Annotated in this window: 20 protein-coding genes; 1 reads left to right on the top strand and 19 read right to left on the bottom strand. The window is 61.8% G+C overall.

Features of this window, described 5'->3' with window-relative positions; genetic code table 11:
* Positions 1-320: 320 nt before the first annotated feature.
* The 19 genes from JQ567_RS35880 to JQ567_RS35790 all read right to left on the bottom strand — a co-directional run bounded on the left by JQ567_RS35880 (position 321) and on the right by JQ567_RS35790 (position 18779).
* The gene (locus JQ567_RS35880; protein ID WP_212443181.1) at positions 321-1595 is read right to left on the bottom strand and encodes an alkaline phosphatase family protein; all 1275 of its coding nucleotides are present in this window, start codon (positions 1593-1595) and stop codon (positions 321-323) included.
* A 23-nt stretch (positions 1596-1618) separates the two neighbouring features.
* Positions 1619-2482 carry an ABC transporter permease gene (locus JQ567_RS35875; protein ID WP_212443180.1) on the bottom strand — a complete coding sequence of 288 codons (864 nt, stop codon included), beginning with the start codon at positions 2480-2482 and terminating at the stop codon, positions 1619-1621.
* A 1-nt stretch (position 2483) separates the two neighbouring features.
* A complete protein-coding gene (locus JQ567_RS35870; RefSeq protein ID WP_212443179.1) occupies positions 2484-3419 on the bottom strand; it encodes an ABC transporter permease in 936 nt (311 codons plus the stop codon).
* Positions 3419-4420, bottom strand: a complete 1002-nt coding sequence (locus tag JQ567_RS35865) for an ABC transporter ATP-binding protein (RefSeq protein ID WP_212443178.1) — start codon at positions 4418-4420, stop codon at positions 3419-3421. The genes JQ567_RS35870 and JQ567_RS35865 overlap by 1 nt, the downstream gene beginning before the upstream one ends.
* On the bottom strand, positions 4417-5403 hold the full coding sequence (locus JQ567_RS35860; RefSeq protein ID WP_212443177.1) for an ABC transporter ATP-binding protein: 987 nt from the start codon (positions 5401-5403) through the stop codon (positions 4417-4419). Before JQ567_RS35860 ends, JQ567_RS35865 begins: the two co-directional genes overlap by 4 nt.
* Before the next feature lie 3 nt (positions 5404-5406).
* The gene (locus JQ567_RS35855) at positions 5407-7044 is read right to left on the bottom strand and encodes an ABC transporter substrate-binding protein (RefSeq protein ID WP_212443192.1); all 1638 of its coding nucleotides are present in this window, start codon (positions 7042-7044) and stop codon (positions 5407-5409) included.
* 116 nt (positions 7045-7160) lie between these two features.
* Positions 7161-7988, bottom strand: a complete 828-nt coding sequence (locus tag JQ567_RS35850; protein WP_212443191.1) for a sugar phosphate isomerase/epimerase — start codon at positions 7986-7988, stop codon at positions 7161-7163.
* 736 nt (positions 7989-8724) lie between these two features.
* On the bottom strand, positions 8725-9714 hold the full coding sequence (dhaK, locus tag JQ567_RS35845; RefSeq protein WP_212443176.1) for a dihydroxyacetone kinase subunit DhaK: 990 nt from the start codon (positions 9712-9714) through the stop codon (positions 8725-8727).
* Between the two features lie 42 nt (positions 9715-9756).
* Complete coding sequence (locus JQ567_RS35840; protein ID WP_212443175.1) at positions 9757-10188, bottom strand: hypothetical protein; 432 nt, start codon at positions 10186-10188, stop codon at positions 9757-9759.
* Positions 10185-11810: a phosphoenolpyruvate--protein phosphotransferase gene (ptsP, locus tag JQ567_RS35835; RefSeq protein WP_249165953.1), complete on the bottom strand. Its 1626-nt coding sequence runs from the start codon at positions 11808-11810 to the stop codon at positions 10185-10187. The genes JQ567_RS35840 and ptsP overlap by 4 nt, the downstream gene beginning before the upstream one ends.
* Positions 11788-12102, bottom strand: a complete 315-nt coding sequence (locus JQ567_RS35830; protein WP_212443174.1) for an HPr family phosphocarrier protein — start codon at positions 12100-12102, stop codon at positions 11788-11790. Before JQ567_RS35830 ends, ptsP begins: the two co-directional genes overlap by 23 nt.
* Complete coding sequence (gene dhaM, locus JQ567_RS35825) at positions 12095-12496, bottom strand: dihydroxyacetone kinase phosphoryl donor subunit DhaM (protein ID WP_212443173.1); 402 nt, start codon at positions 12494-12496, stop codon at positions 12095-12097. The genes JQ567_RS35830 and dhaM overlap by 8 nt, the downstream gene beginning before the upstream one ends.
* Positions 12493-13107 (bottom strand): dihydroxyacetone kinase subunit DhaL, encoded by a 615-nt coding sequence (dhaL, locus tag JQ567_RS35820; RefSeq protein ID WP_212443172.1) that lies wholly within the window; start codon positions 13105-13107, stop codon positions 12493-12495. Before dhaL ends, dhaM begins: the two co-directional genes overlap by 4 nt.
* Complete coding sequence (locus JQ567_RS35815; RefSeq protein WP_212443171.1) at positions 13104-14111, bottom strand: ABC transporter ATP-binding protein; 1008 nt, start codon at positions 14109-14111, stop codon at positions 13104-13106. Before JQ567_RS35815 ends, dhaL begins: the two co-directional genes overlap by 4 nt.
* Complete coding sequence (locus tag JQ567_RS35810; protein WP_212443170.1) at positions 14104-15201, bottom strand: ABC transporter ATP-binding protein; 1098 nt, start codon at positions 15199-15201, stop codon at positions 14104-14106. The genes JQ567_RS35815 and JQ567_RS35810 overlap by 8 nt, the downstream gene beginning before the upstream one ends.
* A 5-nt stretch (positions 15202-15206) precedes the next feature.
* Positions 15207-15419, bottom strand: a complete 213-nt coding sequence (locus JQ567_RS35805) for a hypothetical protein (protein ID WP_212443169.1) — start codon at positions 15417-15419, stop codon at positions 15207-15209.
* Positions 15416-16369: a carbohydrate ABC transporter permease gene (locus JQ567_RS35800; protein WP_212443168.1), complete on the bottom strand. Its 954-nt coding sequence runs from the start codon at positions 16367-16369 to the stop codon at positions 15416-15418. The genes JQ567_RS35805 and JQ567_RS35800 overlap by 4 nt, the downstream gene beginning before the upstream one ends.
* Positions 16366-17325: a carbohydrate ABC transporter permease gene (locus tag JQ567_RS35795; RefSeq protein ID WP_212443167.1), complete on the bottom strand. Its 960-nt coding sequence runs from the start codon at positions 17323-17325 to the stop codon at positions 16366-16368. The genes JQ567_RS35800 and JQ567_RS35795 overlap by 4 nt, the downstream gene beginning before the upstream one ends.
* Positions 17326-17432: 107 nt before the next feature.
* Positions 17433-18779, bottom strand: a complete 1347-nt coding sequence (locus JQ567_RS35790) for an ABC transporter substrate-binding protein (protein ID WP_249165952.1) — start codon at positions 18777-18779, stop codon at positions 17433-17435.
* A gap of 621 nt (positions 18780-19400) precedes the next feature.
* Here JQ567_RS35790 and JQ567_RS35785 point away from each other — a divergent pair.
* A complete protein-coding gene (locus JQ567_RS35785) occupies positions 19401-19934 on the top strand; it encodes a UvrB domain 3-containing protein (RefSeq protein ID WP_212443166.1) in 534 nt (177 codons plus the stop codon).
* Positions 19935-19940: the final 6 nt, after the last annotated feature.

Below are 19940 nucleotides of genomic sequence, written 5' to 3'. Positions count from 1 at the left end.
AAAAAGGCAAAAGCAGGCCGCAGCGGCACGAGGGGCTCGCGCAGCGTTGAAGGTGGGGAATCGCGGTGTTGTCGCGCGGGGCGCGTCAGCGGCCGGAATATAGGCTGGCGTTAATTACAACGCGGTGACGGTTTGTTAATCATTGTCCGTTGTCCAGACGAAGTTGCGCGTGCCGCCAATATGAAGGAATTTGGCACGCGGCGCGAAAGCATGACACTGCGCGACCTTTACAACCTCACCGTTGCGGCGCGCGGCCACTGGCTGCCGTGCGGCTCAACGGAAAGCATTGAGACCATCCAGACCGACCAGGACCCTTCGCTTCAGCCTGACGCCCGGCCGCCGAGCGGAACACCGTCGAGGCCGTCCAGTGGCAGATCGAGATGGTGCAGCGCGGTCGGCGCGAGATCGATGATACGGCTCGTCGTCGTGACGACGTTGCCAGCTGAAAACCCGTTGCCGACGGCTATCAGCGTTGGTTGCGTTTCATGCGGGCCAAGCCCGCCATGCATTCCGCAATCCCGCCGTATGGCATCCTCGTTCTCGGCGAAGCGAACCGCCATCGCCGTGAGCCCCGGAATGCCGTTGCAATTGCTGCCTTGCGACTTCGCCATATCAACCGCGAGAACGTCGGCGGTTGGAATTTGACCAAGCTTGGCGAGGTCTTCGCCTTTGATGATGCGTCCAGCCCAGGACTGCTGGCCGAGCCAGTCGGCCACCTCCTTACGCCGCGACAAGGCGTCGCTACCAAAATGGATGAAAGCCGATGATCCCTGAGCCGCTACGACAATTTCCGGACTTTCCAAGGCGGCCTTGAATCCCGATTCGTACAGCCGCCGTTCGACCGGCACCGTCTCGGTGACGGATTCGTGGCCATGGTCTGACCCGACGAGCAAAAGCACCTCATGACCACGGTCTCGCAACCGTTCTACGGTTTCCGCGACCGCGCCGACATGGGTATCGACCGCGCGCAGCGCCATGAGATGTTCCGGCGAACCGAGCGGAAAGGCGTGCATGGTCTTGTCGGGCTCGGACAACCAAAGCGTTGCAACCGAGGGCGGTCGCTCCATCAGAATCGATATAAACTTGTCAGTCATCACCGCATCGCCAACCGCGCCAGGAGGGGCGACAAGGGCTGGCATCAGCGGTACACGGCCTCGGCTATAACTCAATTCGCGGTGGTACAGTTCGCCGTGCCCCTCCGCATCGTGAAAGAAGGCCGCGCCCGGCGAGACGTTGGAACAGAGCACCGCGCCGTGCTGTGGCGCCGTCCGCAGTGACAGTGAAGGGCGCGTCAACAATCGCCCGAAATGATTTCGGTACGTCTCGTAGAACTCCGGCCTCCCCGCGTCATGAACTTCATGACCGTTCTCGATCGGCAATGCGACCGTATTGCCCCTCAGTCCGTGCGATATCGGCCAGCAACCGGTGGCAATCGATGCAGACGACGCCCGCGTCGCCGACGGAAAAATCCCGCGATGGTGCGCGAACCAGGTTCCAGCCTTCCGAAGCCGCGCCATGTGCGGCGTCATCTCTTCGGACACGAAGTCCGGCCGGTGCCCATCGCAGATAACAATGACGACGATCGGGTGTGACATCGGTGGCCCCGTTTTCGGAAATACTAACCCAAGGTCGGATCGAGCTTGTCGCGCAGCCAGTCACCGATCAGCGAGACCGCAAGCGTCGTCAGCGTGATGATCGCGGCGGGCGTCAGCATGATCCACGGCGCGCTGCCGATATACTCGCGGCCGTATCCCACCATGTTGCCAAGGCTGGTCATCGGCGGCTGCACACCGAGACCGAGAAAGGATAATCCGGATTCGAGCAGGATGACTTCGGGAAATACCAAAGTCATCGAGATGATCAACGTGGACGCAATATTGGGAAGAATGTGGCGCAGATAGATGCGCGATGGCGCCGCGCCGAGCTGCCTGACGGCTGAGGCATACCCCTGCCCTGTCGCGGAGATTGCCAACCCGCGGGCGATGCGCGCGTAGCGTTCCCAGCCATAGAAGCCCATGAGCCCGATAAGCAGTGGCAGCGAAGTTCCGAAAAAGGCCAGCACAGCAAGCGCCAGGATCAGAAACGGCATGCTGGCTTGAAAATCAGCCAACATCAGCACGGCCTGTTCGGCAAGACCGCGGAAATGCGCCGCGAGAAATCCGAGAAGCGTGCCAACGATGGCCGAGATCGCTGTCGCGCCGAAAGCAATCAGCAATGAAATGCGGATCGAAAAAATGAGCCGTGAGAGCACGTCGCGGCCGAGTTCATCGGTTCCCAGCCAATGCGCGGCACCGCCGGGGGCCGAAAGACGATTGCGCAGATCCATTTTTGTGACGCTATAGGGAGCGATCGTTTCAGCCAGGATTGCCACCGCCAGCATGGCAACGACCCACAGGATCGCAACGGCGACGGCGGGCGGAACCCTCGGCCATGAAATCGTTCGTTTCGCCGCGCTCGATCCCGGTAACGACAGATCCGCCATTTCAGTGCGCCCCCGCCGTTTCCCGGTTCCTCAGGCGCGGATCGAGGAAACCATAGAGGAAATCGACGATCAGATTCGATGTCACCATCGTCGCCGCGACGAGAAGCAGGATGCATTGCACCACAGCAAGATCGCGATTCGCCACGGCAACGACAAGCAGCCGTCCGACCCCGGGCCAGGAGAACACGCTTTCGACGACGACGGCGCCGGCGATCAAGGTGCCGACCATAAAGCCAATGATCGTCACCGTTGGGATCGCAGCGTTGGGTAAGGCGTGCGACAGGACCACCGCGCGCCATGAAACGCCTTTGGCCGACGCCGTGCGGATGTAGGGTTGGCCTAGCACTTCCAGCATCGCGCTACGCGTGAAGCGCGCAAGTACCGCCGCGCCTCCGATGCCGAGCGTAACAATCGGAAGGATCGCGTGCCGCCAGGTTTCCTGCCCGCCGGACGGCAGCCAGCCGAGTTGTACGGCGAAAATCAGCACCAGCACGAGGCCAAGCACGAAACTCGGAACCGTAAACCCGGCCACGGCCCCGATCATCACCGCGCGATCGATCAAGCTGCCGCGATGCAGGGCCGCGAAAATGCCGCCGGGGATGCCAATCGCAAGCTTGAGCAAGAGCGCCGGGATCGTCAGCATCAGCGTCGCGGGGATTCGCTCGAGGACAAGAGCGATCGCCGGGCGCCCGTCGCGCATCGAGCGTCCGAGTTCACCCTTCGCGATGGCGCCAAAATAATCGAAGTATTGCATCCAGATCGGATCGTCGAGCCCCCACGCCTTGCGGAAGGCGGCGATGACTTCCGGAGGGGCCTCTGGGCCCATAATGATCAGTGCCGGATCGCCGGACAGCCGAAGCACGACAAACGCAAAGGTGACGACCAGAATGATCGTGATCATCGCCCGTCCAATACGGATCGCGAAATAGCGCGCCATCAGGCAACCGCTCCCAACACCACAGCCGCACCAGATTCAAGTCCGGTCAGATGGCAGGCCACACTTCGATCGGGAGCAACCTCGACAAGAGCCGGCGCCTCGGTGCGGCAGCGGGCGAAGGCGCTTGGGCATCGCGGGTGAAAGGCGCATCCATCCGGCTTCGCGGCTGGATTTGGCGGATCGCCGGAAAGCACGATCCGCTCACTTCTGCGCGCACCGGGAGCCGGCGATGCGGAAACCAGCGCCCGGGTATAGGGGTGCTGCGGCGAGACAAACAGATCGTCGGCGTTCCCCAGTTCGACCACACGTCCGAGATACATCACCGCGACCCGCTCGCTGATCTGGCGCACCACGCGCAGATCGTGGCTGATGAACAGCATTGTCAAATCCAGTTCCGCCTGAAGATCAATCAGAAGATTGACCACTTGCGCCTGGATCGAAACGTCGAGCGCACTGACTGGCTCGTCGCAAACCAGAAACTCGGGTTTTGTCGCCAGAGCCCGTGCAAGCACGGCACGCTGGCGTTGGCCGCCCGACAGCTCATGCGGATATCGCTGCCCAACCTCGTCCGAAAGCCTGACGCTTCGCATCAACTCCTCAACGCGCGCCGTGCGGAATGCCTCATCGCCGACGGCGTGAATATCGAGCGGCTCGCGCACCTGCGCTGCAATCGGCAGACGGCGGTCGAGCGCACCGAGCGGGTCCTGAAAAATCATTTGCATACGGGCCCGCGAGCCCCGCCATTCCGGTGTGTCCATCGCCGGAAGTCGCCTGCCGTCGAAGGCGACGGACCCTGCGTCCGGATTTTCCAGACCCAGCACGAGCCGGCCTGTGGTCGATTTTCCCGACCCTGATTCGCCGACAAGACCGAGCGTCTCGCCGCGGTTGATCTTGAGGGTCACCCCATCGACGGCACACACCCCGCGCGGACGGCCGAACATACCCGACCGCATCCGGTAAGTGCGGACCAGCCGGTCAACGCTTACCAATGGCGCGGTCATTCAGCGGCCTGGCCGATGATATCGGTCGCGCGCGCCCGCTGATCAATTACGCAGGCAACACGTCGATTTTCACCAACGGAGCGAAGCCGTGGCGGTTTCATTCCGCACAGCGCGGCGGCGTGGACGCAGCGCGGCGCAAAAGCGCAGCCTTGCGGCATGGCCTTCGGATCCGGCACGGTGCCGCCGATGGCAGTGAGCCGGCGGCGCGGGCCATCGATCGGCGGCAGCGATCCGATAAGTCCATGAGCATAGGGATGACGCGGATCATCGAACAGTTCCGCCGATGGCGCCTCCTCCACCACACGGCCCGCGTACATGACCGCGACGCGGTCGCAGTTTTCCGCAACCACGCCGAGATCATGGCTGATGAGCACAATTGCCATGCCGGTCTCCCGGCGCACCCGCCGGATGAGTTCGAGAATTTGCGCCTGAATTGTTGCATCAAGCGCCGTCGTCGGCTCGTCCGCGATCAGCAGATCCGGGTTTCCAGCCAAAGCCATCGCGATCATGATGCGCTGGTTCTGTCCACCGGAAAATTCGTGCGGATAGGCGGACAGCCTGCGTTCGGCATCCGGGATACCGACGAGGTCCAGCAGGCGCCTGGCTTCGGCGTGGATCGCTGCCCCCGAAAGCCCCCGATGCAGCGCCAGGTTTTCGCCGACCTGTCTGCGGATCGTGAGCACCGGATTCAATGCGCTCGCCGGGTCCTGAAATATCATCGCGACGCGTCCGCCGCGCACCCTGTCCATGGTGGAAGGAGGCGCGCCGAGAATTTCAGTGCCTTCAAGTTTTACGCTGCCGCTGACGGCCGCGGTCTTCGGAAGGAGACCGAGCGCCGCCAGCCACGTCACCGATTTGCCAGAGCCGGATTCGCCGACGAGCCCGACCGCCTCGCCGCGACCGACACTGAGGCTTATGCCGTCCAGCACCTTTACCCCGTTAAAGGCGACTGTCAGGCCGTCGAGCGAAATCAGCGGCTGCATGTCTCAAACCTCGAAGTTTCCGGCGCGGAAATCCATGGCAAAGGCCGGAGCAGCCTTCCACTTGATGGACTTCGGCTTCGCGGTGAAGGTCGCGTTCTGGTGCAGCACCGTATAGGCCGGATCCTCGCGCTCACAGATCTCAAGCATGCGGCGGAAGGCCGTACGGCGCGCCGCGCGATCGGTCGAAGTCTCCAGGAATTCGGAGAGCTTGTTGGCTTCCGCGTTGGTGAATTCACCGATCTGCTGCTGCTGTCCATTTGGTCCGTGCTGCGCGACGAGCGAGGAGACCGGATCGTTGAATGGCGCGGAATTCGACCAGTCACGCACTGCGCGCGTCGGCGTTCGCTCCATGATCTGGGTCCAGTTCTCCTTCGTCTCGATCTGGACGTTGATGCCCACAGCCTTCCACATTTCCACCAGCACCTGCGCCGTTGCGAGCTGATTGGTGTAGTAGTTGTTGAGCAGCCGGTAGGGGATCGAATCTCCCTTGTAATTGGCCTGTTTCAGCAGATCCTGCGCAATTTTGGGGTTGTATTCCGGCACGCTCCAGTCGGACTGGAACATGTCGGCGTAGAACTCCCATTGCAGCCCGCGCGGAACGCGCGTGCGTCCAGCCCAGAGGCTGTCGACGATCGCCTGCCGATCAATCGCATGAGTGAAGGCACGACGCATCAGTGGATTGGCAAGCTGCGGATGGTTCTTGTCGAACACCGTAAGCCGGTGGTTCATGATTGTACCACCCTGAACCTCGAAGGCCGCGTTCTTCTCGATGCCGGCAATCTGATCTGGTGGAATGTCGCAGGCGAACTGGTACTGGCCGGACACAAGCCCGTTCACGCGGCTTGATACCTCCGGAACCTCGACGAAACGAATGCGTTTGATCGGCGGACGGCCGCCCCAGTATTCGTCATGCGCCTCAAGCGTGAGCGACACGTCCGGCCTGAACTCGACCACCTTATAAGGACCGGTCGTAATCGGCCTGCGTGCCCAGTCGAGATAGCTTGCCGCCTCCTCCCAGCCGCGACGGCTCATGATGTCGGACCCGTAACGCGACAGTCGGCCCTCCAGCGTTACATCGGGCGTGGCATTGACGAAGCGCACCGTATATTTGTCCACGGCCTCGACGCGAATGAGGTCGGGCCACGCACGGCGCGCCGCGGCCGGCACTTCCGGCGGCAGTTCCTTGCCGGGGCGCGGCGTCGGGATATGCTCGAACGCTTTGATGGTACTTCGGTTCTTGGCTTCTGTATTTGCGAACATGCGCTCGCGACTGAAGCTGAAGATGACATCCTCGGCCGTCATCTCATCGCCGTTGTGGAATTTTACGCCCTGGCGAAGCTTCAGTTCGACAACCTGATCGTCGACACGACGCCATTCGGTGGCGAGTCCCGGCCTCACGCTGAGGTCGCCGCCCCAGTTCTTGCTGATCAGAGCCTCCCACAAGGAGGAGAAAAACACGCGCTCGCCGACATTGGACTGCTCGCGCAACACATCGAGCGTGTTGGAGTTCGTGATCTTCTGGACCGCAATATTGATCGACGAACGACTGTCGGCCTGCCCGATCGAAATACGCGGCAAGACAAACGCACCGGCGGCGCCGGCGCCGAGGCTCAGGATGGAACGGCGGGTGGGACGGATCATGAATCGTTCCCCTTTCATGGGACACAAAAATGTCTGCGGAGATCGGCGCCGCGGTTGTCGCGCATATCGTCGACCTGTGATTTCATTCTCCCGGACAGGCGACGCCTGCTCGACCTTCACACCGCGAGGCCGAGCGCCTCGAGATGCGCGGCACCACGACGAATGTTCGCCTGATCCTTGACCTCGATCAGAAGACGGGGCCTGCTCGACAAACGGCCGAGCGCCCTGAACACAGCAGCCCAGCGCACGGAGCCATCACCCGGCAGCCAATGACGGTCCGAGTAGCCGTCGGTATCCTGAATGTGGACGTGGGCAAGGTCATCGCCGGCGGCATCGACGTAATAATCGACTGGCGGCGCTCCGGTGGAAACATGCGCGTAATGTGCATGTCCGGTATCGATCGAAACCCGAACCGCGGCGCTGTTGAAACTCCTGGCGAGCAGGACGCGAGCCGTTGGATCCTTGTCCTCTATGTTTTCGATGACGAGTTCGCAACCGATGTTTTCGGCGCGCTGCACGACGTCCTTGAGCGTCAAGTGGACCCGTTCGGTGAGTGCATGCCGGGAGCCCGGATTGATATCCAGATTGTTGTAATCCCAAGTCGTGAAGGGCGAGTGGATCACCATCTGGGTCGCACCGACCATCTCGCACGCCTCAAGGCCCTGCAAAAGTCGCCTGGTGACGACGGAGCGGATGAGCGGATCCTGGCTGTCGATCTTGAATCCCCAGAACGGGCCGTGAATCCCAAGCCGGCCCGTGTAGCCGTCGAGCAGCCGGCGGATATCCGCGCCCACTGAACGCCAATCCCCATCGAGCGTCTCACTGCTGAAAAAATCCTGAAGTTCCAGATCGCGCTGCTTCTCGAGAATCCAGCCGCGTTGAATGGCGAGCGTCCCTTTTGTCAACGCAGCGCCGAGGATCGGCGCTTCCAAACTTGCGGCCATGGATGCCCCGTATGCTCGATCATGCTTCATGCAGGCGGAGCTAATCGAGCAACGTGACGGACTGATGAAATTGCGCCGGCCAGCATCACGATCGCTGGCTTTTTCCACGATCTAGTGTTGAGGCGTTGACATGTCGGTTGTTGGCGAAACGACCTTAAAAGTGTTGACCTGCCGGTCATCTATGGATGTGCGCCGGGAATGTGCAAGCCAAATCTCACCGAAGCACGTTCGTTTATTTCGCATCGCTTGCGCCATGAGCGGTTGTTCCAAACCGCTCATTCCTCGTATTGACCCCTCGGCAATTGACCCGAAACATCGGCCCGTCGCTGACACCGCAGCGCGTTCAGTTCAGCTGGCTCATTTTGGTTGTCGCTAGATTTTCTTTGATCTCTCGGTGCACCCATCGTGCACACGGCGCCTTCTAACCAATTGAAAATATTTAACTCTCGCTCCAATCCATCATGGGGAAGTTTGAGCTAGGTCCAGCCAGTGGGATCTAATCAAGTCTAACATGCATACCTCAACGGCCGCTTAGCGCCACGAACGGACCTTCCGATCGGGTCCACTTTTATCGAAGGTTGCTCCCCATTGCCGACCATCGGCGACGCGCATGCCCTTGTTGGATCGATCGCGCTCAAATATGGCAATGAAGAGCGGCCCCCTTGCGGAGACTGGCCAAGGCAGAATGGAGCCGACAGGTCTTCGCCTGTAACGAAAAATAAGCGGCGAGATGTGATCAGGCGCCCCAGCGCAGCGCTGCCGTGTGCACCGGCGCATCCCACAATTCCTTCGCCTGTCCATCGAGCACAGATACCGTGACCGAAGCACCGGCCATGTCGAGAGATGTGACGTAAGATCCGGTCAGGAAACGCGTCACTTTGAGCCCCGCACCGTCCAGAATTCGCCGGGCGCTGTTTACCATCAGATAGAGTTCGATCAACGGCGTTGCGCCGAACCCGTTGACGAGAAGCAGCACTTCGCTCCCCGGCTTCGGCGCAAGGTCCTTGAGGATCGCCTCGCACAGCTCTGCCGCGATCGCATCGGCGGAAGTGAGCGCGACCCTGCGACGGCCGGGCTCGCCATGAATGCCGACACCCATTTCCATTTCATTGTCAGCCAGCGTGAAATTCGGCCGTCCTGCCGCCGGAACGGTGCACGGCGACAGCGACACGCCCATCGAGCGCGTGCGCCGGTTGATTTCCTCGCCAAGCGCCTTGAGGGCAGCCAGCGGCATTCCGGTCTCGGCCGCGGCGCCGACCATCTTTTCCACGATCAGTGTCCCCGCGACGCCGCGGCGACCGGTCGTGTAGGTCGATTTCTCGACTGCGACGTCGTCGTTCGTTACCACGCTTGCCACTTCCCGACCGGCCATCTCGGCGGCCATGGTGAAGTTCATCACGTCGCCTTCGTAGTTCTTGACGATAAAGAGCACACCCGCTCCACTATCGACGGCTTCGGCGGCCTCGACCATCTGGTCCGGCGTCGGCGAGGTGAAGACTTGCCCGGGGCACGCGGCATCGAGCATGCCACGGCCGACAAAGCCGGCATGCAGCGGTTCATGCCCCGAACCGCCGCCTGAAATCAGCGCGACCTTGCCCGGCTTCAACGTACGGCGGCGAACAAATTTGCGCTCAGGACCAAGAAGCAGGATGTCGGCATGCGCGGCCGCAAAGCCGTCAAGACTTTCCTCCAGTACCGTTTCGGCGCCGTTGATCAGCTTCTTCATAAACGCCCTCCCGATGGTTCACTTGCGGTTCGGATCTGTCTGTCAGCCGACGCTCTCGGCGTAGCGCGCAAGCTGCGCCGCCAGATCGATGACCAGTTGTTCGAGCGCACGGTTCTTCTTGTCGTCGCCGAGATCGGGCACCGTCACCGCGATCGTGCGCGTGCGGGCTTCGCGATGGGATACGCGCAGCCGGCCAGGATGCGCGCGTCCGTAGGCTTCCAGGAAGGCCGCGCGCTCCGCGCCCGACAGATGGCAAACTTCGAAGATGATCGCCACATGCTTCGCCGGAATCGGTACCAGATAGGCCGGATTGGTAATCTGGGTCACGAAGGAGCGATTCTTGCCCAGCGCCGCCGCAAGCTTGAGCCTAGTGCCGGACGGCCGGTTGTCGAGCACCCGCCGCAGGATGACCTTGTAGTCGGCGACGTTGCTGTCGCCCGGCGCACGCGTGTCTTCGTCAGCTTCGTCCGTCATGAACTTGCCTTTGCAATCGCGGCCTTGAGCCGCGCTACCGTAACCGACGCCACCGAGAGGCTCGTCAGTCCGGTCGCCAGCAGCGCCGTCGTCAGGCGTATGTCGGCGGCGGCGTCGCCGCAGAGCGAGACCTCGACGTCGCGCTTGCGGGCGGCCTCGACGGTCCGGGCGATCAGCGCCAGCACCGCCGGATGGCCGGCATCGTTGAGGTCGGCCACCGCGCCAATATCGCGCGCCGCGGCCATCGTGTACTGGGTGAGGTCGTTCGAGCCAATCGAATAGAATGCCGCGCCGAAATCCTCGGCGCAAAGCGCCGCCGCCGGAACCTCGATCATGATGCCCAGTGGTGGGCGCGCGCAGGCGATCCCTTTCGCCGTCAGGGCTGCGACCTCGGCGTCAAGCATGACGCCGGCGCGATCGAGTTCAGTGGGAACGGCGATCATCGGCAGCATTACTTTCAGTACCCCGTGCACGGCTGCCCGCGCCAGCGCCCGCAGTTGCACGGAAAACACTTCCGGCCGCGCCAGCGAGAGGCGGATGCCGCGAAGGCCGAGGAACGGATTGCTCTCGCCGTCAACCGTCAAGCCGGCGATCGGCTTGTCGCCGCCGGCATCGAGGGTGCGGATCGTCACCGGTCTTCCCTCCGCCCATTCAAGAATGCGCCGATAGACTTCGTATTGCGTGTCCTCGTCCGGCAGGCCATGGGACGCCTCGAACAGGAATTCCGTGCGTACGAGACCGATGCCGTCGCAGATCGCGGGATCGAGGCCTGCAAGGTCTTCGGGACCCGTGACGTTGAGCAGAACCGCGATCCGCCGACCGTCGGCCGTATAGGCGGGCGCAACGCGGCCGGCGTCAGCGGCGGCTTGCGCGGCGTTCGCAGCAACCATGCGCTGCTCGAACTGGCGGCGCGTCTCCGGCTCGGGATCGACGATCACGGTACCGGCGTCGCCATCGACCAGCGCAAGCGCCGGTGGCTGCCCGTTCCACAACAACGGGCCGAGCCCGACCACCATGGGAGTCCCACGCGACCGCGCCAACATCGCTACATGCGAGGAAGGCGAACCTCCGGTCAACGCGATGGCGCCGCCATGCGACCAGTCGGCGGCAAGAAAAATGGAAGGCGTGATGTCGTCAGCCGCAACGATCGAGCCACCGGCGATCCTGGCGACCGCGTCCACGCCGCTCAGATGCGCGAGCACGCGGTCGCGGATGTCGACGACGTCAGCGGCACGGGCACGGAAATATTCGTCTTCGGCAGAGCGATAACCCGCGATCTCCGCATCGAGCGCCGAGCGCCAGGCCTGGTCGGCGGCGATCCCGGTCGAGATGGCCTTAAATGCCGCGTCCGCCAGCGCATCATCTTCGAGCATGGCGACCTGGAATTCCAGAATGTCGGCCACCTCGCCCTGAATCGTCTTGACCTGCTCGGCGATCTCCGCCCTCGCGCCGTCAATCGCCGCTCGCAGTGCAGCCGCCTCCTGCGTGGGATCGTTGCTCGCCGTCCGCCTGGTCACAGAAGCAGTCAGCATGGTGACCGGCCCGATGGCGAGACCCGGCGAGGCGGTGCGCCCAATGAGATGCATCTCGGTCACCGTGTCAGACCTCGCCAAAACCGTCATGCACCAGCGCCAGCATGGCGGCGAGCGCTGCCTCGCCGTCGGGGCCTTTGACGCGAAAATATACCGTCGCTCCCTGCGGCGCTTTCATGCGCATCACCTTCACGGGACTCTTCGCATCCGTCCAGGGGCCGTCCGCCGCAAGGGCAAGTTCGATTTTCGCGACAAAACTCTTCGCGAGCTGCGTGAGCTTGACCGATGGACGTGCGTGAAGACCCACCGGATTGACGAGAAGCGCCGCGGCCGTCAGCGGCACAAAGGCGTTAGCCGGCCGGCTGGCGTTGACATCATGCATAGAATTCCTCCGCGCTTCGTTTGACGGCAGCAAGTGACGAACCGCCCGAGGACTCGGTCGCCGCAATCACAGCGCCTTCCACTACCGGCGCATTGCAGACAACAACGCGCGCACGCCGATCTTCAGCCAGCATCTCTACCGCCATCTCCGAATTCGTCTCCGCCCCGCCAAGATCGACCAGGATCGCCACGCCCGCCGGCGACCAAGCCGCTTCGATTGCCTCGAGAATACCCGCGACATTTGTGCCGAGCCCGCCATCAGCATCGCCGCCGGTCCAGGCGAGCGGCACAGCGTTGCCTACCATCTGGCGCACCATATCCGCAGCACCTTCCGCAATTTTGGACGAATGCGAAACAATAACGATGCCGACATTGCCGTTACTTGAATTGCTCATGAACTTGCCTCGAATTCCAGCGTCACAACGGCGGCGCTTATCAGGAGGGACGCCGAGCGGGAGCCTGGGTCCATATGGCCGATGGATCTTTCGCCGAGGAAGGACGCCCGGCCGCGCGTCGCGAGCATCGGCGTCGTGCGATCGGCGGCCTGCGCCGCCTCGGCCGCAATCGCCCTGGCATCACCACCCCCGGCAAGGACGGCCTGCACCGGCACCAGGACATCCAGCAAGGTTTTCTGCCCCGCCTCCGAGCGTCCGCGCGCCTTGACCGCGTTGATCGCCTGATCCGTGGCGGCGACCAGATCGGCGCGCGCCGGCTCGTCCGGAAGCGCCTTGCCAAGCTCCATGAAGAAGGTACCGACCAGCGGCCCGGATGCACCACCGACCTTCATGACCAGCGTCATTCCAATCGACTTCAGCATCTCCGGCAAAGATTTGTCCGCGAGGCCGGGCAGTGTCGCAAGCACGGCCTCGAAACCGCGCTTCATATTCAATCCGTGATCTCCGTCGCCTATCGCCTGGTCGAGGCTGGTCAGTTCCTCGGCGTGTTCGATCATCGACGCTGCGAGCGCCCGTACCAGTTTTTCCCTCGCTGCCCGATCGAGACTCATGCCGCGACCCTCCCGCCATCCGCATCGAAGAACAGCGGCTTGTTGAGGCGAAGCGAAACGATATCCCCTGCGCCGAGCCTCGCTTCGGGGTCGGACAACGTCACGACCGATTGGCCGCCAAGGTCGAGATGGAGGCGGCTCTGGTCGCCGAGATGTTCGATCCGCTTGACGGTCGCCTGAACATCGCCGCCGCCGCGCGCGATCGTAAGATGCTCGGTACGCGCACCGACGGTCCTCGCACCGGCCGGCGCGCCGGCAAAGAGAGCCGCCGGCAACAGGTTGATCGCCGGCTGGCCAAGCCGCGCGGCGACATGGGCGTTGATCGGGTTCTCGTAGATCTCGCGTGGTGTTCCTATCTGCAGCAGCCGCCCGCCCTCGATGACACCGATGCGCGACGCCATGGTCATAGCTTCGGTCTGATCATGGGTGACATAGAGGATGGTCGCGCCGAGATCGGTCTGGATGCGCTTGAGCTCAAGCCGCATTTCGCCGCGCAGCTTGGCATCCAGCGAGGAGAGCGGTTCGTCCATCAGATAGATCGCGGGCGAGCGCACCAGGGCCCGGCCGATCGCTACCCGCTGCATCTGTCCGCCCGACAACTGCGTTGCCTTGTTCTCCAACTTGGTTTCGATGTGGAGAAGACGCGCGACCTCGCGCACTTTTGCACGGATCTCGGCTTCCGGGACGCGGCGGATCGGCGCGCGTAACGCAAAGGCCATATTTTCGAACACGCTCAGATGCGGATACAGAGAGTATTGCTGGAACACGAAAGCGATGTCGCGATCGGCGGGCGCATCGCCGGTCACATCGCGGCCGCCGATCCGGATCGTTCCCCGGTCCGGCATTTCCAGTCCTGCGATCAGGCGCAAGGTCGTCGTCTTGCCGGCGCCCGTCGGCCCGAGCAAGGCCACGAACTCGCCGTCTGCCACGGTCAGCGACAAATCGTCGATCGCTTGCGTCTTCTTGAACGCCTTGGAGACCGCCCTGATCTCGACCTCAGCCATGCGCGCCTCCCCCATGCAACGCGGTGCGGACCGCCCTGCCTGACGCCTTGTCGAAGATCGACAGCGTGTCGGGGCGGAAGTCGAGCCCGACATGCTCTCCGGTCCGGAACGACACGCTGGCCGGCGACCGGGCCTTGAGCGCCCCATAGCGCGTCGTCACGGTCACGATCTGCGTGGTGCCGAGATACTCCGATCCATAGACCTCGCCTCGCACGACGCCGAGATCGGCGAAGCGCACATGCTCGGGCCTGACCCCGAGGACGAGATCACTTTCCGGCAACGCCTCGCGCGCAGCGGGGATGGCAATCTCGCGCTCGCCGAGCCGGATCGCCTGCGCGCCGGTTTGCAGACCGCCACGAAACGGCAGGAAATTCATCGGCGGCGAACCGATGAAATCTGCAACGAACAGCGACGCAGGCCGGTCATAGATGTCGCGTGGGCTCGCGACCTGCTCGACGACGCCGTTGTTCATCACGGCGATTATGTCGGCCATCGCCATGGCCTCGAGCTGATCGTGGGTGACGTAGACCGTGGTCGCTCCGAGCCGATCATGCAGCGCACGCAATTCATGGATCATCGCCTCGCGCATTTCGGCATCGAGCGCTCCCAGCGGCTCGTCCATCAGGAAACATTTCGGCTTGCGCACGATCGCCCGCCCGAGCGCGACGCGCTGCCGATCACCACCGGCAAGACCCGACACCGGCCGGTCGAGAAGATGCGAAATGCGCAAGATGCGCGCGGCCTCCACCACCCGCCGGTCCGCCTCCGCCGCGCCAATGCCCTCGCACTTCAAGGGAAAGCCGATGTTTCGCCGGACATTCATGTGCGGATAGAGGGCGAAGAGCTGGAACACGAAAGCGATGTCGCGGGCCGATGCGCGGTTCATCGTGACATCCTCACCATCGAGACGGATGGTGCCGGCCGTCGGCAATTCCAGCCCGGCAATCATGCGCAGGGTGGTCGTCTTGCCGCAGCCGGAGGGCCCGAGCAGGCAGAGGAACTGGCCGTCTTCCACGGTGAAGCTGGCTGCCTTGACGGCATGGAAATCGGCGAAGGACTTGTCGAGCGCTTCGACCCTTATCTGTGCCATCCGCCCTACTCCCTGACCTTGGAGACGATGGTGAACATCACGGTACCGAACAGCGTAGTCGCGAACGACCAAGAGTATAGCGTCAGTAAAAACGGTTGCATCAGCATGACGACGCCGGCGGCAATGATCGTCGTCGCGATGGCTTCTAGCGGACCGCGCCGCAGAATTCTGTCCGCGAAGCTGCCAGCTGGCATGGGAGAGTTTGCTTCGATGCTCATTTGCGAACGGCTCCAAAGGTGATGCCGCGCAGCAGATGCTTGCGCAACAGCACCGTGAACACGACGATCGGCACTAGGAACAGCGTCGTGCCGGCGGCGACCGCGGGCCAATCCTGCCCGCCTTCCCCGATGATGATCGGAATGAAGGGTGGCGCCGTCTGCGCGTTGCCGGAGGTCAACAGCACCGCGAAGGCATACTCGTTCCAGGCGAAGATCAGGCAAAAGATCGCGGTTGCCGCTATACCGGTCGTTGCCTGCGGCAGCACCACCTTCACGAAGGCCTGGAAGCGGGTGTAGCCGTCGATCATCGCCGCTTCCTCGTACTCGCGCGGGATCTCGTCGATGAAACCTTTCAGCAGCCAAACGGCGAGCGAGACGTTCACCGAAGTATAGAGCAGGATCATGCCGAGCCGCGTGTCCGACAGCCCGATGGTGCGGTACATTAGATAGATCGGGATCGCGACCGCGATGGGTGGCATCATTCGCGTCGAAAGGATGAAGAACAACAGATCGTCTTTCAAGGGCACGCGGAACCGCGAGAAACCGTAGGCCGACAACGTCCCGAGCGCGACCGCGAGCACGGTCGAGCCAAAGGCGATGATCAGCGAATTGACGAAACGCGGTACGTAGTTTGATGGTCCGGCGACGACCATATTGCGACTGCGCGCAATGTCGTCGCAAAGCCCCTGCGGCGGTCCAAGCGTGCGGATGAATTCCGGCGTCTGGCGCGAGCGCGTGGTGAATAGATTGCAGAAGCCTTCGAACGATGGCGTGAAGAAGACCTTGGGCGGATAGGAGATCGCATCGTCCGGCGACTTGAACGAGGTGAGAACGATCCAGACCAAGGGGATCATCGTGATCACGGCGTAGAGAACCACGAGTAAACCCGCCAATCGCCTGGTATTGCGCGATGGTTCGACGACGGAATGGGCTGTGTTGGCGATACTCATCGGCTCTTCACCCGGTTCAACGCCTTGACGTAGATGTTGGCTAGTCCAAACACCGTCACGAACAGGATGATCGCGAAGGCCGAGGAGTAGCCGGTCCGCCAGCTCTCGAACGCCGCGCGCTTGAGCGTGATCGAGGCGACCTCCGTGGTCGAACCCGGCCCGCCCCCGGTGAGCAGGTTGACCATGTCGAACATCTTGAAGTTCTCGATGCCGCGGAAAAGGACGGCGAGCATGATGAACGGCAACGCCATCGGCAGCGTGATCGACCAGAACTGCCGCCATTTCGACGCGCGGTCGACCTCCGCCGCCTCGTAGATGTAGTCCGGAATAGATCGCAGGCCTGCAAGGCAGATCAGCATCACATAGGGTGTCCACATCCAGGCGTCGACGATCACGATCGCCCACGGGCTCAAGGTCACATCACCCAGCATCTGGAACGAAGATGCGGAGCGGCCCGTGAGAAAACCGACCACATAGTTGAACAGCCCGATTTGCGGCTGGTAGAGAAACGTCCAGAAATTGCCGACCACGGCCGGCGACAGCATCATCGGCAGCAGAATAATCGTGGTCCACATGCCGTGGCCGCGGAATTTCTTGTCGATCAGGAAGGCAAGGCCAAACCCAAGCACGGTCTCGATGACGACGGTCCAGAACACGAAATGCGCCGTCACCTGCATCGCCGCCCAGATGTCCGGATCGGTCAGGATCGTCTGGTACCAGTCGATCCCCAGCCAATTAACCGGCGCATTGGACCGGTTGGCCCGATAATTGGTGAATGACAGATAGATGGTCCAGATCAGCGGGAAGATGTTGATCGCCAGCAGCAGAACCATCGTCGGGGTGATGAAGAGCCACGCGAGCGCAGTGTCGGATAATCCCCGGATACGGCGCACCGGGGCGGGCTGTACGGGCACAGCACCGTAGGTGATCCGCGATGAGGCGCTCAAATCATTCATGGCGTCGGCTGGTCCTGATGCACTGCGATTGCCGGCTTCGAAATGGTATCGGTATTGTCGGAGAAAATGGCCTGGAGCGCTCACGAACCGCGCTCCAGGCCGCTATCCTAGAACTTCTTGCCCTCTTCCTTGAAGATGGCTTTCCAGTCTTTCACCAGCCCGTCGAGCGCTTCCTGCGCGGTGCCCTTGTCGGCGACCACGTAGTCATGGACGCGCTTCTGTTCGGCTTGCAAGAGTTGCGCGTAGGAGGGCTCGGCCCAGAAGTCGACCACCATGCCCATGGACTTCAGGAAATCCTTGGCGAAGGGAGCGCTGCCCGGGAAGCTCGGGTCATTCAGCACCGACTTGGCGCAGGAATAGCCGCCCAGCGCCCACCACTTCTTTTGAACATCGCCACCGGCGAACCACTTGATGTATTGCAGCGCTTCGCCCTGGTTCTTGGAATAGGAAACAACCGAAATCCCCTGTCCGCCGAGCTGCGTCGCCTGTGTCGCGGGGCCGGCGGGATTGCTAAAGAAGCCGATCTTGTCGCCGCCGACATTCGGATCCTTGTAGAGACCAGGGAAGAAGGCGAAGAAGTTCATCTGCAGCGCCACCTGGCCGGACTTGAAGGCATCAAGACCTTCCGACATGTAGGAGTTGGAAGCGCCGGGTGGCGTGCAGCATTTGTAGAGTGCCTTGTAGGCTTCGAGCCCCTTCACAGCCCCCGCCGAGTTGACGAAACCGTCCATCGCATAGGGCTTGTTGGGATCCTGATATTTGAAGCCGTAGTCGTAGAGATAGTTCGAGACGCCCATGGTGATGCCTTCCGAACCGCGCTCGGTATAGATCGACGCACCATAGACCTTCTTGCCGTCGATCTCGCGACCCTGGAAGAATTTTGCGATGTCGCTGAGTTCGTCGAGCGTCTTCGGCACCGCGAGATCACGGCCATATTTGGCCTTGAAGTCCCTCTGCACTTCCGGCCGCGCAAACCAATCCTTGCGATAGGTCCAGCCCACCGCGTCGCCCATCGCTGGCAGCGCCCAATAGTTCGGCGTGTTCTTCGGCCACTCCGAATAGCCGGTCACTGTCGCCGGCATGTAGTCGTCCATGCTGATGCCTTCCTTCTTGAAGAAGTCGTTCAGCTTGACGTACTGGCCATTCTCGGCGGCGCCGCCGATCCACTGCGAATCGCCGATGAGAAGATCGCACAACGACCCGCGCGAATTGAGTTCGTTCAGGAAGCGGTCGGCATAGTTGGTCCATGGCACAAATTCGAACTTCATGCCAATCCCAGTCTTGGCGGTGAAATCCTTCGACAGCTCGACCAGCGCGTTGGCGGGGTCCCATGCGGCCCAGCACAGCGTGATCGTCTTGCCCTGCGCGTGCGCGGGCGTGGTTGCCGCTCCGATGCCGAGCGCGGCGGCAACAGCGCCGCCCGCAGCAAAAAGCGCCTTCATACGATGGTTCATGCGCATTTCCCTCCGTTGGCCGGCCATCGACATGGCGCGGCGTTCCTGCCCGCGCGAATGCTTCGAGCGGTGCGACACAGTCCGTAACGGTTTGATTCACTAAACTAGCGTTCCCTCGCGCTACCCGGATTCTTAAGGACCGGCGAGCCCGATTTGTTTAGTGAACCACGGTTTACTAAACATTGCAAGAAGGCTTTCGGCCGGATCGGAAAACGTCGCGCTCCTGCCCCGAAAAATCTGAAACCGCACGCAGGATCATCAATGCCGTATTCGACCATCGGCCCTAGATTTCCGAACACCAATGTCTTGATGGCTGAGCTTGCAATGCAAACTTCCGAATGACTCAACGCGCGTTCTCTCGAAGCAATCTGCCGCGACGGGCACGCAACGCACTTCAGCTCAAAGGATGCTCACGTTGGCGGTCTCTAGATGCTCTTCGATCTCTCGGTGCACACATCGTGCACACGCCGTCTACCAACTATTTGAAAAGACTAATTTCTCGCTCCAATCCATCAAGGGGAAGTTTGAGCTAGGTTCAGCCAATGAAAGCCAGCGAAATCTAAGTCGCACAAGCGCGCGCGCGATCCCGACGATCCACTCAAACTGGTCATCGTTCGAGACATGTGGCTCACGGGTTTTGACGCACCTTGCATGAATACGATGTACGTCGACAAGCCAATGCGGGGGCACGGCCTGATGCAGGCCATTGCCCGCGTCAATCGGGTCTTTCGTGATAAACTAGGCGGCCTCATCGTCGACTATATCGGTATCCTTCAAAACCTGAAGAACGCTCTCAAGGACTACAGCCCATCGGATCAGGAAAAGACCGGAATTGACGAGGAAGTTGCGGTCGCGGCCCTGCATGAGACCTTCGAGAAGGTCAAAGCTATTTTCCATGGCCACGATTATTCGCGTGGGATCAGCGGCACGCCTCAGCAAAGGCTGCACTCACTCGCAGGGGCGATGGACTGGGTCCTGAAGTGGCAAGAGCAGAATGCCTCGCGCGCTCGAGACCCGGATGACAAGAAGCGGCAACATCGAGCATACCAGGACATGGTGCTGGAGCTGACGAAAGCTTATGCATTAGAGCGGGATGAATTTAGGTTGAGGCGTATCCGGCGTTTTCGAAGTAGTTGGCACATTCGTTTGGCATGAAGGCTG

The organism is Bradyrhizobium sp. AUGA SZCCT0431 (genome assembly GCF_018131065.1).
Taxonomy (GTDB): Bacteria; Pseudomonadota; Alphaproteobacteria; order Rhizobiales; family Xanthobacteraceae; genus Bradyrhizobium.
This window is presented reverse-complemented; position numbering and strand designations above follow the sequence as displayed.

Bases quoted from the DNA above. Each gene is read 5' to 3' on its own strand.
- JQ567_RS35880 (WP_212443181.1), bottom strand. From the start codon at position 1,595: ATGTCACACCCGATCGTCGTCATTGTTATCTGCGATGGGCACCGGCCG.
- JQ567_RS35875 (WP_212443180.1), bottom strand. From the start codon at position 2,482: ATGGCGGATCTGTCGTTACCGGGATCGAGCGCGGCGAAACGAACGATT.
- JQ567_RS35870 (WP_212443179.1), bottom strand. From the start codon at position 3,419: ATGGCGCGCTATTTCGCGATCCGTATTGGACGGGCGATGATCACGATC.
- JQ567_RS35865 (WP_212443178.1), bottom strand. From the start codon at position 4,420: ATGACCGCGCCATTGGTAAGCGTTGACCGGCTGGTCCGCACTTACCGG.
- JQ567_RS35860 (WP_212443177.1), bottom strand. From the start codon at position 5,403: ATGCAGCCGCTGATTTCGCTCGACGGCCTGACAGTCGCCTTTAACGGG.
- JQ567_RS35855 (WP_212443192.1), bottom strand. From the start codon at position 7,044: ATGATCCGTCCCACCCGCCGTTCCATCCTGAGCCTCGGCGCCGGCGCC.
- JQ567_RS35850 (WP_212443191.1), bottom strand. From the start codon at position 7,988: ATGGCCGCAAGTTTGGAAGCGCCGATCCTCGGCGCTGCGTTGACAAAA.
- dhaK (WP_212443176.1), bottom strand. From the start codon at position 9,714: ATGAAGAAGCTGATCAACGGCGCCGAAACGGTACTGGAGGAAAGTCTT.
- JQ567_RS35840 (WP_212443175.1), bottom strand. From the start codon at position 10,188: ATGACGGACGAAGCTGACGAAGACACGCGTGCGCCGGGCGACAGCAAC.
- ptsP (WP_249165953.1), bottom strand. From the start codon at position 11,810: ATGACGGTTTTGGCGAGGTCTGACACGGTGACCGAGATGCATCTCATT.
- JQ567_RS35830 (WP_212443174.1), bottom strand. From the start codon at position 12,102: ATGCATGATGTCAACGCCAGCCGGCCGGCTAACGCCTTTGTGCCGCTG.
- dhaM (WP_212443173.1), bottom strand. From the start codon at position 12,496: ATGAGCAATTCAAGTAACGGCAATGTCGGCATCGTTATTGTTTCGCAT.
- dhaL (WP_212443172.1), bottom strand. From the start codon at position 13,107: ATGAGTCTCGATCGGGCAGCGAGGGAAAAACTGGTACGGGCGCTCGCA.
- JQ567_RS35815 (WP_212443171.1), bottom strand. From the start codon at position 14,111: ATGGCTGAGGTCGAGATCAGGGCGGTCTCCAAGGCGTTCAAGAAGACG.
- JQ567_RS35810 (WP_212443170.1), bottom strand. From the start codon at position 15,201: ATGGCACAGATAAGGGTCGAAGCGCTCGACAAGTCCTTCGCCGATTTC.
- JQ567_RS35805 (WP_212443169.1), bottom strand. From the start codon at position 15,419: ATGAGCATCGAAGCAAACTCTCCCATGCCAGCTGGCAGCTTCGCGGAC.
- JQ567_RS35800 (WP_212443168.1), bottom strand. From the start codon at position 16,369: ATGAGTATCGCCAACACAGCCCATTCCGTCGTCGAACCATCGCGCAAT.
- JQ567_RS35795 (WP_212443167.1), bottom strand. From the start codon at position 17,325: ATGAATGATTTGAGCGCCTCATCGCGGATCACCTACGGTGCTGTGCCC.
- JQ567_RS35790 (WP_249165952.1), bottom strand. From the start codon at position 18,779: ATGAACCATCGTATGAAGGCGCTTTTTGCTGCGGGCGGCGCTGTTGCC.
- JQ567_RS35785 (WP_212443166.1), top strand. From the start codon at position 19,401: ATGTGGCTCACGGGTTTTGACGCACCTTGCATGAATACGATGTACGTC.